General features: G+C 38.0%; 11 protein-coding genes. 6 read left to right on the top strand and 5 right to left on the bottom strand.

The annotated features are described in order from the left end of the window. Positions 1-8: 8 nt before the first annotated feature. The 4 genes from ACTQXY_RS03160 to ACTQXY_RS03145 form a co-directional block, all read right to left on the bottom strand. Positions 9-950 carry a type I phosphomannose isomerase catalytic subunit gene (locus ACTQXY_RS03160; RefSeq protein ID WP_441658226.1) on the bottom strand — a complete coding sequence of 314 codons (942 nt, stop codon included), beginning with the start codon at positions 948-950 and terminating at the stop codon, positions 9-11. A 23-nt stretch (positions 951-973) separates the two neighbouring features. Next, positions 974-1,810, bottom strand: a complete 837-nt coding sequence (locus ACTQXY_RS03155; protein ID WP_441658225.1) for an ABC transporter permease subunit — start codon at positions 1,808-1,810, stop codon at positions 974-976. Then, positions 1,810-2,676 (bottom strand): ABC transporter permease subunit, encoded by an 867-nt coding sequence (locus ACTQXY_RS03150; RefSeq protein ID WP_441658224.1) that lies wholly within the window; start codon positions 2,674-2,676, stop codon positions 1,810-1,812. Before ACTQXY_RS03150 ends, ACTQXY_RS03155 begins: the two co-directional genes overlap by 1 nt. A gap of 87 nt (positions 2,677-2,763) precedes the next feature. After that, a complete protein-coding gene (locus ACTQXY_RS03145) occupies positions 2,764-4,047 on the bottom strand; it encodes an extracellular solute-binding protein (RefSeq protein ID WP_441658223.1) in 1,284 nt (427 codons plus the stop codon). Positions 4,048-4,238: 191 nt separating this feature from the next. Between ACTQXY_RS03145 and ACTQXY_RS03140 the strand changes: the two genes are divergently transcribed. The 3 genes from ACTQXY_RS03140 (at position 4,239) to ACTQXY_RS03130 (ending at position 7,559) form a co-directional block, all read left to right on the top strand. Next, positions 4,239-6,032 (top strand): histidine kinase, encoded by a 1,794-nt coding sequence (locus ACTQXY_RS03140; protein ID WP_441658222.1) that lies wholly within the window; start codon positions 4,239-4,241, stop codon positions 6,030-6,032. After that, positions 6,007-6,255, top strand: a complete 249-nt coding sequence (locus ACTQXY_RS03135) for a response regulator (RefSeq protein ID WP_441658221.1) — start codon at positions 6,007-6,009, stop codon at positions 6,253-6,255. The genes ACTQXY_RS03140 and ACTQXY_RS03135 overlap by 26 nt, the downstream gene beginning before the upstream one ends. A 272-nt stretch (positions 6,256-6,527) precedes the next feature. Continuing rightward, positions 6,528-7,559 carry a helix-turn-helix domain-containing protein gene (locus tag ACTQXY_RS03130; protein ID WP_441658220.1) on the top strand — a complete coding sequence of 344 codons (1,032 nt, stop codon included), beginning with the start codon at positions 6,528-6,530 and terminating at the stop codon, positions 7,557-7,559. Between the two features lie 62 nt (positions 7,560-7,621). On the opposite strand, the gene ACTQXY_RS03125 is transcribed toward ACTQXY_RS03130, so the two are convergent. Then, the gene (locus ACTQXY_RS03125; protein WP_441658219.1) at positions 7,622-9,469 is read right to left on the bottom strand and encodes an OmpL47-type beta-barrel domain-containing protein; all 1,848 of its coding nucleotides are present in this window, start codon (positions 9,467-9,469) and stop codon (positions 7,622-7,624) included. Between the two features lie 332 nt (positions 9,470-9,801). Here ACTQXY_RS03125 and ACTQXY_RS03120 point away from each other — a divergent pair, with 332 nt between their 5' ends. Genes ACTQXY_RS03120 through ACTQXY_RS03110 form a run of 3 tightly spaced genes read left to right on the top strand, consistent with a single transcriptional unit; the run spans position 9,802 to position 13,407 of the window. Next, on the top strand, positions 9,802-12,846 hold the full coding sequence (locus ACTQXY_RS03120) for an SrtB-anchored collagen-binding adhesin (protein ID WP_441658218.1): 3,045 nt from the start codon (positions 9,802-9,804) through the stop codon (positions 12,844-12,846). Positions 12,847-12,858: 12 nt separating this feature from the next. Continuing rightward, positions 12,859-13,059 carry a hypothetical protein gene (locus ACTQXY_RS03115; protein ID WP_118591557.1) on the top strand — a complete coding sequence of 67 codons (201 nt, stop codon included), beginning with the start codon at positions 12,859-12,861 and terminating at the stop codon, positions 13,057-13,059. A 21-nt stretch (positions 13,060-13,080) separates the two neighbouring features. Continuing rightward, positions 13,081-13,407 carry a YdcP family protein gene (locus tag ACTQXY_RS03110; RefSeq protein ID WP_002323337.1) on the top strand — a complete coding sequence of 109 codons (327 nt, stop codon included), beginning with the start codon at positions 13,081-13,083 and terminating at the stop codon, positions 13,405-13,407. The last annotated feature ends 14 nt before the right edge of the window (positions 13,408-13,421 follow it).

Here is a 13,421-nt window from a genome sequence, read left to right as displayed (position 1 = left end):
TCACACCTCTAAACCCTTGTAATTAACGCCTCAATGCTTCCTTCTAGCTCAAATTTTCCACTTCCTGCTGGTAGAAAAATACTATCACCTTTCTGTATCATTTGGATATCATCACTTGTCTGAATATTCCCTCTTCCATCTAAGACTAAAATATGCTCAAATGAATCCTGACCTACGAACCCACTTAATGACTTCATATGTATACCATCCAAAAACACCTTATCTACGGTAAAATAGTCACAACTCACAAGATGAGGAGAAAACGATTCTATCTGTACAATCGGATTTCGATTGGTCACTTCAAGAGCTTTTTCTATATCCAGTTTCCTTGTTTGTCCATCCTTTCCAACTCTTCCGTAATCATAAATCCTGTATGTCACGTTTGAATTTTCTTGGATTTCTGCAACCATAATATTTTTTCCAATTGCATGTACTGTTCCCGACTCAATTAAGAGTGCATCTCCCTTTTTCACATACACTTTTTGAAGAACCTCTGACAATGTATTATTTTGAATCCTATTTTCAAATTCTTCTTTTGATATTTGCTTTGAAAATCCATAATAAATAAATGCATCCTTTGCGCAATCCATAATGTACCACATTTCTGTCTTTCCCTTTTGCCCCTCTTGCTGTGCCGCATACCAGTCATCCGGATGCACCTGAACAGACAAATCTTCTTTTGCATCAATCATTTTTACTAAAATTGGAAATTCTTTTTCTTTTCTACAGTTTGTTCCTAATAGCTCATATCCATTTTCTGCAATATATGAACTCAAAGTTTTGCCTGTTTCTTTTCCATTGGAAATCACAGTTTCACCATCTTTATGGCATGAAAGTTCCCATGTCTCTGCCAGATTTTCTCCTTGAAATGATTTATTATATTCATGTATTAGGCGTGTGCCTCCCCACAAATAATCTTTGTAGGAAGGCTGTAATTTTAAAATTGCCATCTTTATCTATTGAACTCCTTTCACTATCCTTTCAATGCGCCCATTGTCAGACCTTCTACAAAATTCTTCTGAGCGCATAGATATGCTATGATTACAGGAAGTGCTGCGAACAATACATATGCAAATACAATCCCCCAATTTGCTGAATGCGGTCCTACTGCTGTATAGATTCCAACTGTAATCGTTTTTACCTGTCCCAACAGCAACGGAGTTTGAAAATCATTCCACACTCCAAGTCCTACAAAAATTGCAATTGTGGCAGTACACGGTTTCAACAATGGGAAGATAATTTTCCAAAATAATGTGAATTTCCCTGCACCATCAATCGCCGCTGCCTCTTCTAATTCTTTCGGAAGCGAACGGATAAAATTTGTATACATAAATGTCGCAAACGAAATATTTCCTGATACAAACACAAGTATCAACACAGGCACCCCAAACGGAATATTTGCATGCCGTAAAAGGATACACAGCGGAAGATATACAATTACATACGGAACCATAATTCCAATGAGGAAATAAATCCGTAAAGCTTTAGATATTTTTGATGTTACTCTCGCAAGATAATACGATGCCATAGATGACACTAAAATCGTCAGTATCGTACTTACCACCATCAATATAATCGAATTTGTATACATTTCCCCTAAATTGGTATTTGGACTATTTAATACATCTTTAATATTGTCCAAAATCGGTGGCATCGGAATTGATAACGGCTTGCTTAAAATAATATCTGACTGTTTAAATGCATTTGCAATCGCAATATAGATTGGAAGTAATACGATAATCCCCAATATAGCTAGAAAAATAGTCTGTATAATATTTGCTATTTTATTTTTTGCTTTCATTGAATGCATTACATCTCTACCTCCTTCTTCGACATTGCTGTCACTACAAATATGGAAATAGCACCTATCGCAACAAATAATACTACCGAAATTGCTGAAGAATAGCCTACCATACTATTTGAAAATCCTTGTGATACAATGTTGTATACAATCGTCTCTGTGTCATATCCCGGTCCTCCATCTGTCATAATCTTTACGACATCATACATACGAAGCTCGTTGATGATACTCATGAGTATACTAACAGACATTCCCGGAACAATAAGTGGAAGTGTTACATTTGTGAATTTGTTCCATCTGTTTCCACCATCTACTGTACATGCCTCATATAATTCACCCGGAACAGTCTGCAACGCTGCAAGATACAACATCATATGATAACCAAGCGTTCTCCAAATTTCTACAATGATGATACAAACAATCGCAGGACCTTTTTCACCAAGCCAATTTCCAATCAATTCGCTTTGCCCCAATGATTCCAACAATCCATTGAATACTCCGTTATACGACAAAATACTTTTCCATACAAAAGAAATTGCTACCGTACTAAGTACAAACGGAATAAAAAAAATCGTTCTGAAAAAATTACTCTTTTTGGTTGCCTTATTTACAAGCATTGCAAGACCAAGTCCTAACGCATTGACAATTAAAATAACGACTACTGCTATAATTAGTGTGTTCTGCACTGCATTCCCTAACCGTGCATCACGAAAAACATCCATGTAATTTTTGATTCCGATAAATTCCATTTCATTAAATCCATTCCATTTAAACATGCTAAAATAAAAAGCCATAATGATCGGAATAATAAGTAAACCTGTATAAATAATAAAGGCCGGTGCTGCAAAAGCAAAAGATATCCGATTTTTTTTCATGTTCTACATCCTCTCTTCTCAGGAAAAGGCTTCTATAAATCCTTTTGTAATATGAATTTACAGAAGCCTTTCTCACATTTTTATATTTTACTGTGCATCTAATAATCTTTGGTATTCAGTATCCCAACTTTCCACTTCTGTTTTTACGTCCGCACCATTAAAAATATTTTGGAATGATTTATCCATGAATGACTGCATTCCATTTGGTGTTGCAGCATCGCCCGGAAGTTTTACAATTTCCTGAACTCTATCCCACCCTTCAACATTTTGCAACATTTTTGTTGTAACAGGTCCTTGCTCATATGTCACTTCTTCTTTTGTTGTCGAATATAATCCGTCCGATTGTAAATATGCTTTATATGGTTCTGTGTTTTCTCCAAACACATATTTGATAAATTCAAAAGCTGCGTCTTTATTCTTAGACTGTTCTGACACTCCCCAATAAGAAGCATCTGATACAGTAATCTTGCTTCCATCCATTGTAGGAAGTGCAAATACGCCAAACTCATCACTATTTTCTGCATCCAATCCCGCTGCCATCCACGAACCATCTACAATCATTGCTGCAGTGCCTTTTTTGAACTCCTCTGCTGCCTGACTATAGCTCAATGACATTGCTCCTTCATAATAATACCCTTTATCAATCATATCTTTCCACTGTGTCAGCACATCAACAGTTGTTTCATTATTCCATTTATATTTTCCATCTTTCAGTCCTTCATTAAAGTCTGGATATTTCGCTAACAGGCTTGTATCTCCCTCTGCTATCCAAAATGGTTCTCCTGTTGCCCAAATATCTCCTGTGCCTCCACACATAAGAGGAACTTCTCCTGCTTCTTTTAATGTGTCACAAACTTTCAAAAATTCTTCCCATGTTTGTGGTTCTTGCAAGTTTAAATCTGTAAAGATTTGTTTATTATAATAACATTGCATTTTATACTGTCTAAATGAAGGTATTGTGATACACTTTCCGTTATATCCTGTCAGTAGTGATTCATCAAACAATTCCTGAACATCTTTCGGCACTTCGGTAAATACCCCTTCCATTGGAGCCAACAATTCTGCTTCAATTACAATATCCGGAAAATTCCCACCGCTTAACATGGTTTTCCAAAATGCCTGACGATCATCACCAGTTGCCAGAACTTTCTCTACTTTTATGTCTGGATTCTCTTCTTCAAATGAATCAATCATATTCTGCCAGATTTCGGCCGTAATATTGTCTGTCTCAAACACGCCCAATGTAATCGTCGTTTTACCTCCGTCTTTTCCTCCATCTGATGCTCCATTTTCTTTCCCACAGCCTGCAAGTCCGGTCACTGCAAGACAGGTTGCCATTATCAAAGCTGCAAATGCTTTTCTCTTTCTCATCCTTATCTCCTCCTGATTATTTTATTCTTTTCAAATCGATTTGTTTTGTTATATTCATTATATTTGAGTCAATATCAGAATACAATTTCAGAAATTATATATATATTTCAAAAAACATATCCTCCCTTGCATTCTCTTTTTGCTTATTATAGAATTTGTTTAATAATTATAAACAGAGAGGAATATGCATTATGAAAAAGTTGCAAAAATTGTTTACTTCCAGTATTTTTATGAAAATAGCACTCTTGACATCGTTGGTTGTCGTTTTCATTTCTATCTTTTCGACCACTTTCCTTGTGAACCATTTTACACGGAACCTTCAGGGAAAGAACTACTTACTAATTGAAGAAGCCACCGACAAGTTATACGATTTTTTCCAAACAAGATATAACATCATATTTAATCAAAGCACTCTTTTACACTCTAGTGACTATATTGCAGATTCCATCGCTTTAACCCGACAATATCCTTCAGATATTTACACGCCAAAACATCTGAACAAAATTACAAACTATCTTTCAGCTCTTACTTCTGCAGATCCACATATACAGGACGTGATTCTGTTTACCGCTGATGGAAAAAATAGTTTTTCTCACTCTACAGCAAGTGGAAGCAGTGTATATTTAGGTTTTGAATTTAACAAACTTTCTTACATAAAAGATTTTTCTGATTCTGATTCTGGAATTACAGCAATTTACGACGCCACACCGCCCTATTTGGCATCTTCCAAAAAAGAAACCAAACCGGTAATCACTTTTATTACAAAAATTTTCAACATGAACGATACTTCCCGACCCCTGCTAGGATATTTGATGGTCAATTATTCCATTAATGACATCGAATCTTCCTACCAAAAACTGATGGAAACCTCAAGTGGAGACTATTATGTAATCAATAGTGATTCCACTATCATTTTCAGTAATAAAGCTGGCTTTTTTGATGATTCCATTTCTTCAATGGAATTGGATAAGAAAAATCTGATCTCTCGAAAACAAATAGGTCTTTCCGGACTTGAGGTTATCAGCATCTTAGACACGGAAAAAGAAAACGCAGACGCAAGACAAATCATCTTGTATTCTGTATTTATAACTGGGGCAGGAATTATAGTCGCAATGTTTGTGTTCTTTCTTTTGTATCACTATTATGCAAAAAAATTTAAAAAATTGTCTCATGCCATGGAAAATATTAGTACTGGAAATTTTTCTTTAAAACTTCCAGTTAACTCCAATGACGAACTCGGTCAATTGAGCAATGTTTTCAATACTATGAGTAATAAACTAGATGAATACATTCAAAAACACTATCTTTCGGAAACACAGCGGCGTACCGCTGAGCTCTATGCTCTACAAGCACAAATTAATCCGCATTTTCTTGCAAACACGATCGAGAGTATCCGAATGCATACTCTTAAAAATGACGATTATGAATCCTCCGAGATGTTAAAACGACTTGGAAATCTTTTCCAGTGGATGATTCACTTTGATGAGAATATAATATACATTGAAGATGAAATGGAATACATAGAATCCTATCTTGACCTGCAGAAATTTCGTTTTCAAGATCAACTAACTGTCATGTTTGATGTGCCTATCCAATTTTACTATTTAGGGATTCCACGTTTTACTTTGCAGCCGATTATCGAAAATGCCCTTTCTCATGGATCTCCAAATAATCGTCCTTTATGTATCTCCATTCAGTTCACTGTTTCTGATGAATTGTTGACTATTACTGTCACAGATAATGGAACCGGTCTTGCCGAAACAGATTTACAAAAGTTAAACCTACATATACAGGGCATCCAAGAATTTTCAGAATTCGGCGTAGCTTTGCGCAACATACACACGCGCATCCAGATGCTTTTCGGCACACAGTATGGAATTTTTATAAACAGCACCCACTATCAAGGAACTACTGTTACAATTACTTTACCAGCAAAAGAAAAGAAGGAGTTGGAAAATTATGTACAAACTACTGATTGTAGATGACGAAATTCTGATTCGAAACGGTATTCAGAATTTAATTGAATGGGAAATCTATGGAATTGAAATTATTGGAGAGGCAGAAGATGGAATGAAAGCATATCTCTCCATCAAGGAAGAAAAACCTGATCTTGTTCTTGTTGATATTTCCATGCCCAATATGAATGGTTTAGAACTAATCGAGCTGTGTAACCATTTAGACTCCCCCCCCCAAAATTTATCATTTTAAGTGGTTATAACAATTTCCAATATGTTCAGAAAGCAATCCAACTCGGTGCACTTAACTATTTATTAAAACCCATTGATCAAGATGAATTGACTAACACGATTATTTCTGCTGTTCAGACACTCGACGACCTGTATATTCATCATAAACAATTTCAAGAAAGTATTCACGCACTCCACGATGATATACTTCTTCGGGTTGTACACAATAAAATTGACTCTAAGGAATTGCGCGAGAAATGTCAGGTAATCGGTATTTCTTTACACTGTATGCATATGCGTATCGGAATCATAAAATTTGTAGAAAGCGAAAATTTGCGTTCACTGCACCCCGCCATAAGATCCTGTCAGGAAATTTGTTCGTCATTTTGTACTAGCTATATTATTTCTGACAGAAATGACAATATAATCATATTTTTTAAAGATTCCGCAAATAACTTTACAGAGAACGATTACATACAAACACTTTCTAAATGTTCTGATCGACTGAACTGTGAAACCAAACAACAAACTATTTTTGCACTCGGCAACGAAGCCAATCATAGCAGCCAGCTTTCGCAGTCCTACAATGATGCAACTTCTAAAATCGAGAAGAAATTAATTTTAGGTGATTCTGTAGAACATCAACTTTCAAAAACGGTTTTTCTCCCTTCTGTCAAGTACTCTGATTTCCTCTCCTACATGGCAGATAGCAATAAAGAAAAAATTAGTTCTACTATACATGACTATTTCTCCGAATTACTTGCTGTCGATACAACATCAGGTACGGAACTGTTAAAATATCACCTGATTGAATTGGTTTCCTATGTTTTTCACTCAAACTACATGAATTCTTATTTAAATTCCGAGTTGATACAGAAAAAACAGACCGCTTTTTCGATTATTAGTCAAACTGATTCTGTTCTGCAATTGGAGAAAAACATAACTACATTCTTTCTCTCACTAGCCGAACATGAAGTAGACACAAAACCGGATGCAAACTATTCATTTCTCGTGCAGAATACATTAGATTACATTTCTAAAAACTATGATGACTGTAATCTTTCTTTGAAAACACTCGCTGCACAATTAGATGTGAATCCTGCATATCTTGGACGTGAATTTGCTCATGCTACAGGAGAATATTTTAACGACTATTTGAACCGAATCCGAATCACAAAAGCGATTTCTCTTTTGACCTCAACGACATTGAAAGGCGCAAAAATAGCTAACTCTGTCGGCTTTATTAACGTCAGTTACTTTTTTACAATATTCAAAAAATTTACCGGACAAAGTCCGGGTGATTACCGCAACACACATAATTCATAAATATAAATTCACCGCCAAAAGGGATATGGTTGTTCTCCATACCCCTTTATCTGTTAATACAACTATTTTTCTTTTCTACCATGGAATCTTTGCGAGAATACTCCTACTGATACTAATACCAACAACGACAACCATAGCCATCTTGTATGATCCCCTGTTTCTACCGCTGCCTGACTGCTCTCATCTCCTTTTCCAGAAGTATCGCCCTCACTTGGCTTTCCACTCGGCTCTCCATCTGGTTTTCCACTTGGCTTCCCATCCTCACTCGTTGGAGGATTATTTTCCTCTTTTATGGTCAATCCATCCATTGCATTTCTTAATGCGTGCGCCACTTTATCCACTTCCTCCTGTGTCGCTGTGTCCGGTAATTTTATTGCATTTTCCAATGCCGTTTCAAATTCTTTCACGCTGTCTTCTGTGTAAATCTCTAAATTCTGAATCTTCATAGCTTCTTGAATTAGAGCATCCAATTTTGTTCTGTCTGCCTTTTTGTATTTTTTCGTCAGATCAAGGTAGACTGTTTTATGTGATTCACCTAAAACACCGAAACCTCCGAGTATTTCTTGATATTCTTCCTTGGATGCCTGATATGTATAGTTCCCAGATGCGAGTGTATATACCGACTCTTTGTCCGTTTTTACATCTTGCCCATTTTCATCAAAGACACGGATATCTAAATCTTTCGGGTTTGAAATAAACTTCACCTCCGTTTGATCATTTCCGCCATACCCAAACGCTTTCACTTCCACATTATCAAATAGCACACTGTTATCTCCTGCAAGATCCGTGAAAGATAATTCCAGACCGCCTCCGCCAGTCAGTCCTGACACTTCACTTTCCGCCATCCAATCTGCTGGTTTTTCTTCCCCTGTTTTCCAAATTTTAAACGCCATATAATTCGTAGATGTCTGTACCTCAACAGAATACCATTCTCCATTTATCACTCTAAATTTGTCGTTTTCAATTTTTCCTACTTCCTGAACATTTCCATTTACAAACGATTGTAAAAAGATGCCGCCCCACTCCGGAATAATCGGATAGTGGTACATGTTATCCGGTCCAAATGACTGGAAGTAATTACTTACATATACCCCACCGTATGAAGTCAATGGATTTTCATACTTGAAATCAAATGTCATGACGGAATTATCCCAAGTATCCGGTTTTATTAAGCGTACTGCCTGCCCATTCACTCCTTTTATTTTTAATTGTTTATTGCCATCGCTTCCTTCTTCAATCTCAAATGCATCTGGATGTGTCAATTGATAGCCTTTCGAAAGATCTGCAAATGTGCCTGTTTCATATGAGTCAAAATTATCCTCAAAAATAACCGTTGATGCTTGATCTATCGCAATTTTTATCTGTACTTCCTCGGTATCTGTAATATTACCAGCTTTATCTATAGCTCGATATGAAACCCTATACTCTCCACTTTCCTGAATTTTTAATGGTTTCTTATATTGTGCATATTCCTCACCATTGATACTGTATTCTATTTCTGCTACTTCTGACTCTGCATCACTTGCTTCTAAAGCTATGCTTACTTCACTGTTATAACTTCCATCTTCTTCCTGATTTCCCGTAACAATAGCTGCTAATGATGGTGCAGTTTTGTCATCTTGATATTCCTCAGTTGCCCCTTCTTCATATTTTAATACTTTCAGATTATCAAACTGTGCTGCCGATTCTTGGAAATCCATATAGTAAAGGCTGAGTCCACCTTCTTTAATACCTGAAAATTCTGCTGTTCCTGTCCAAAGTGACGGCTCTTCGCTGTCCTTCTCCCATACCTTCACTTTCATTTCATTTCCGACCATTGCTATTTTCGTACTATACCACGTTTTATCCTTATACTGGTATCTTGCACTTCCCGGTACGGATAAATTGCCTCCAACGTACTGCTGAAACAAAACTCCATCTCCATAGCTTGGCAAAAATTCAGCAATATTTTTATTTTGAAAAACACAATAAAAATCTGATTATCCGCTAAAACACAGTATCTATCAGCATTTTCAAGGAAATAAACACATCAATTTACTACTTATTTACTACTAACGAATGAGCCTTGATACGCAAGTTTTCCTAGATATGCAAAGATATGGTACAGCACATCAGTATTGAAACAAGAAAAAATTGAATAACTTATAGACTATGGAACGCCTAACATGACGTTCCTTTTCTATTTTCAGCCGTTCTTATTGGACGGCTATTTTATTACCCGAATGAAAGGAGCATTAGATTTATGAAAAAGACATTGAAACGATTATGTACGGGCTTCTTAGCTCTTGCAACTGTCGTTACTGCTTTACCGACTACACCCGTTCATGCAGAAAGTAAGCAATACTGGACGGAGTCAAAAGAGCGTGTCGGTATCGTTGAAAAAGTAATGAATGACGGTTCGATTGGTTCTACCTTTAATGAGGGACATTTGACCGTCGAGGGCGAGGACGCTTACTGTATCGACATTAACACAGATTTTAAGAATGGTTACAAAACCAGAACTGACGCAAGCTCACGCATGAGTACCGACCAGATAAGCGACGTTGCCTTATCTATCGAATATGTAAAACAGTACACAGACAGCCACAGCGGAATAAGCAAAAATCACGCTTACCTTTTAAGACAGCTTGTTGTCTGGCAGAGATTGAGCGTACATCTTGGCTGGCAATGCGACAACGTGCGAGCTTCTTATGATGAAATTCCAAAGGCAACGCAGGACGAAGTTTTCTCTGGTGCGAGAGCCTTTGTCAAAGAGAATAAAGGACGCTATGAATGTGGCGGTTATATCTACTCTGGCGAGGGGCAGGAATTAGGACAATTCTGGGCGAAACTGAATGTCGGAAATGCAAAACTACAAAAGACTTCCAGTAACACCAGCATTACAGACGGTAACGGGAATTACTCTATTGCAGGTGCAACATACGGTGTCTTTTCTGATAAGGACTGCACGAAACAGCTTGCCACCCTTACGACTGATAAAAATGGAAATACAGATGTTGTAGAGGTAACGGCTGGCACAGTCTATATCAAGGAATTATCCGCACCAGCAGGATATAAAGTAGATAAAACAATCTATCCATTAACAATCAAAGCTGGCGAAACAGCGACTTTGAACGTATCTGATATGCCGAAAGTAACGGACACTTTGATTGAGCTTTTCAAGATTGATATGGAAACACAGAACGACAATCCGCAGGGAAACGCTTCTTTAGCAGGTGCGGAATTTACATGGAAGTATTATGACGGTTACTACAACAAGAACAATTTTCCAGAAAAAGCTACTCGTACATGGGTTACAAAGACAATCGCTGAAACAGACAGCGACGGGACAACTCATTACATCACAAAATTAGGGGACGCTTACAAGGTATCTGGCGACAGTTTCTATATGCAGGACGGTAAAGCAGTTCTTCCTTTAGGAACACTAACCGTTGAAGAAACAAAAGCTCCAAACGGCTACTTGTTAGAGGGTGCATATATGCAGGCTGGCGATAAGTCCGAACAGATAAAAGGCTTATACCTTACACAGATTGCCGAGGACGGCAACCTTGCCGTATTATCTGGAAGAAACCAGTTTTCCGTATCAGACAAGGTTATCCGTGGCGGTGTGAAAATTCAGAAGCGAGATTTAGAAACGGGCGATATGAAGCCACAAGGAAGTGCAACCTTGAAAGATACTGCTTTTGACATCATTTCCTTAAATGATAATTCTGTTTTGGTTGAGGGCAAGCTATACAAGAAAAATGAAGTGGTAAAGACAATTCGTACCGATATTGAGGGTGTCGCTTCTACTTCTGCTGACCTCTTACCTTATGGAAAATTCCGTATTGTTGAGAGTGAAGCTCCCGACGGTTACTTAACTGACGGTGCAAAGCCGATTGATTTTACAATCACAGAAAATGGAAAAATCGTGGACTTAACCGACAAAGCCCATTCTATCTATAATCAGATTAAGCGTGGAGATATTGAGGGCGTAAAAATCGGTGCAGGCACACACAAGCGTCTTGCTGATGTTCCTTTTAGGATCACAAGCAAGACGACTGGGGAAAGTCATGTTGTAGTAACTGATGATAACGGGCAATTCTCCACTTCTGCTGACTGGGCTTCCCATAAGCACAATACCAACGCAGGCAAGACCAGCGAGGACGGTGTATGGTTTGGGACTTCTGAACCAGACGACAGCAAAGGTGCGTTACCTTACGATACTTATATCATTGAAGAATTGAAATGCGAAAACAACAAAGGCTTTGAACTTATCCCACCTTTTGAAATCGTGGTATCAAGAAATAACCTTGTGATTGATTTAGGAACGCTGACTGATGAATACGAAAAAGAAATCTCTATCCATACCACAGCGACCAGCAAGGACGGCGAAAAGACAATCCTTGCTGGAAAAGAGGTAACAATCGTTGATACCGTCAAATTAGACGGACTTACAAAAGGCACAAAATATCAGCTCAAAGGCTGGCAGATGTTAAAGGAAGAAAACACCGAGCTTATCATTGACGGAAAGCGTGTAGAAAATGATTATACCTTTATCGCTGATGATGAAGTAATGAAAGTGGAAATTTCCTATACATTCAATGCGTCTGCTTTAGGTGGCAAGAACCTTGTTACCTTTGAAGAATTGTATGATTTAAGCAATCCAGACGAACCCGTAAAAGTTGCGGAACACAAGGACATTGAGGACGACGGACAGACGGTACTTATCACAGAGCGTATCATCAAAATTCATACGACTGCTATCGACAAGGACGGCAACAAAGAGCTTGAAGCAGGAAAAGAGGTAACAATCATTGATACCGTAACCTTAGAGGGCTTAGAAATCGGTACACAGTACAAACTTGTGGGCTGGCAGATGTTGAAAGAAGAAAATGCCGAGCTTCTTATCAATGGAAAGCGTGTGGAAAGTGATTATACTTTTACTGCTGACAGCGAAACTATGAAAGTGGAAGTTGCCTTTACCTTTGACGCTACTTCTCTTGACGGCAAACAGCTTGTAACTTTTGAAGAATTGTACGATTTAAGCAATCCAGACGAGCCGAAGAAAGTTACCGAGCATAAGGACATTGACGACGAGGGACAGACGATTACCTTTAAGGAAAAGCCAGAAGAACCAGAGAAACCCGAAACACCACAGACACCAGAAAAGCCACACCAACCTAGCAACAGTCCCAAAACGGGCGATAACACAAACCTTTACGGACTGCTTGCACTTCTTTTAACTTCTGGTGCTGGACTGGCAGGTATCTTCTTCTACAAACGTCGTAAAATGAAGAAATCATAAGGCGGTAATGGTATGAGAAAAGGAAAATCACGCTCTCCGCCGAAGCTGTCAAACGGCAGACTTCCGCTTATTCTGGCTTGTCTGCCAACAACCTGCAAGAACACGGATAGTCAAGGGTGCGTAAGCATTGATTTTACCCTTTACTATCGGTGGGATTGCTGGTACTTCCCGAACCGCCAGAATAAGAAATCACTATCAATTTATCAAAAATAGAAAGAAACGAGGTAAAACAATATGGAAATGAAATATGTCGTGCCAGATATGGCACAGTCTTTTGGAACTCTTGAATTTGCAGGCGAAAGCGAGCCAGTCTTTGAAAAAGATAAAAATAACCGCAGGGTCTTAACCAGACGAAGCTATAACCTTTATTCCGACGTACAGAAAGGCGAAAATGTTGTGGTGGAAATTCCCGTGCAGGCTGGCGAAAAGCATTTCAAGTATGAGCAGAAAGTAAAACTTGTTAATCCGAAGTTATATGGCAGAGGCTACGCAATCGGGGATATGGGACATACCGATTATGTGTTGCTTGCTGATGATATTGTAGCAGTTGAAGAAAAGTAAAGGAGTGAAAAATT

Source organism: Faecalimonas sp. LCP19S3_D12 (genome assembly GCF_052121495.1).
Lineage (GTDB): Bacteria > Bacillota > Clostridia > Lachnospirales > Lachnospiraceae > Faecalimonas.
Note: the sequence above shows the minus strand (reverse complement) of the source record. Positions and strands in the feature narration are given on the sequence as shown.

Bases quoted from the DNA above. Each gene is read 5' to 3' on its own strand.
- ACTQXY_RS03160 (WP_441658226.1), bottom strand. From the start codon at position 950: ATGGCAATTTTAAAATTACAGCCTTCCTACAAAGATTATTTGTGGGGA.
- ACTQXY_RS03155 (WP_441658225.1), bottom strand. From the start codon at position 1,810: ATGCATTCAATGAAAGCAAAAAATAAAATAGCAAATATTATACAGACT.
- ACTQXY_RS03150 (WP_441658224.1), bottom strand. From the start codon at position 2,676: ATGAAAAAAAATCGGATATCTTTTGCTTTTGCAGCACCGGCCTTTATT.
- ACTQXY_RS03145 (WP_441658223.1), bottom strand. From the start codon at position 4,047: ATGAGAAAGAGAAAAGCATTTGCAGCTTTGATAATGGCAACCTGTCTT.
- ACTQXY_RS03140 (WP_441658222.1), top strand. From the start codon at position 4,239: ATGAAAAAGTTGCAAAAATTGTTTACTTCCAGTATTTTTATGAAAATA.
- ACTQXY_RS03135 (WP_441658221.1), top strand. From the start codon at position 6,007: ATGTACAAACTACTGATTGTAGATGACGAAATTCTGATTCGAAACGGT.
- ACTQXY_RS03130 (WP_441658220.1), top strand. From the start codon at position 6,528: ATGCGTATCGGAATCATAAAATTTGTAGAAAGCGAAAATTTGCGTTCA.
- ACTQXY_RS03120 (WP_441658218.1), top strand. From the start codon at position 9,802: ATGAAAAAGACATTGAAACGATTATGTACGGGCTTCTTAGCTCTTGCA.
- ACTQXY_RS03115 (WP_118591557.1), top strand. From the start codon at position 12,859: ATGAGAAAAGGAAAATCACGCTCTCCGCCGAAGCTGTCAAACGGCAGA.
- ACTQXY_RS03110 (WP_002323337.1), top strand. From the start codon at position 13,081: ATGGAAATGAAATATGTCGTGCCAGATATGGCACAGTCTTTTGGAACT.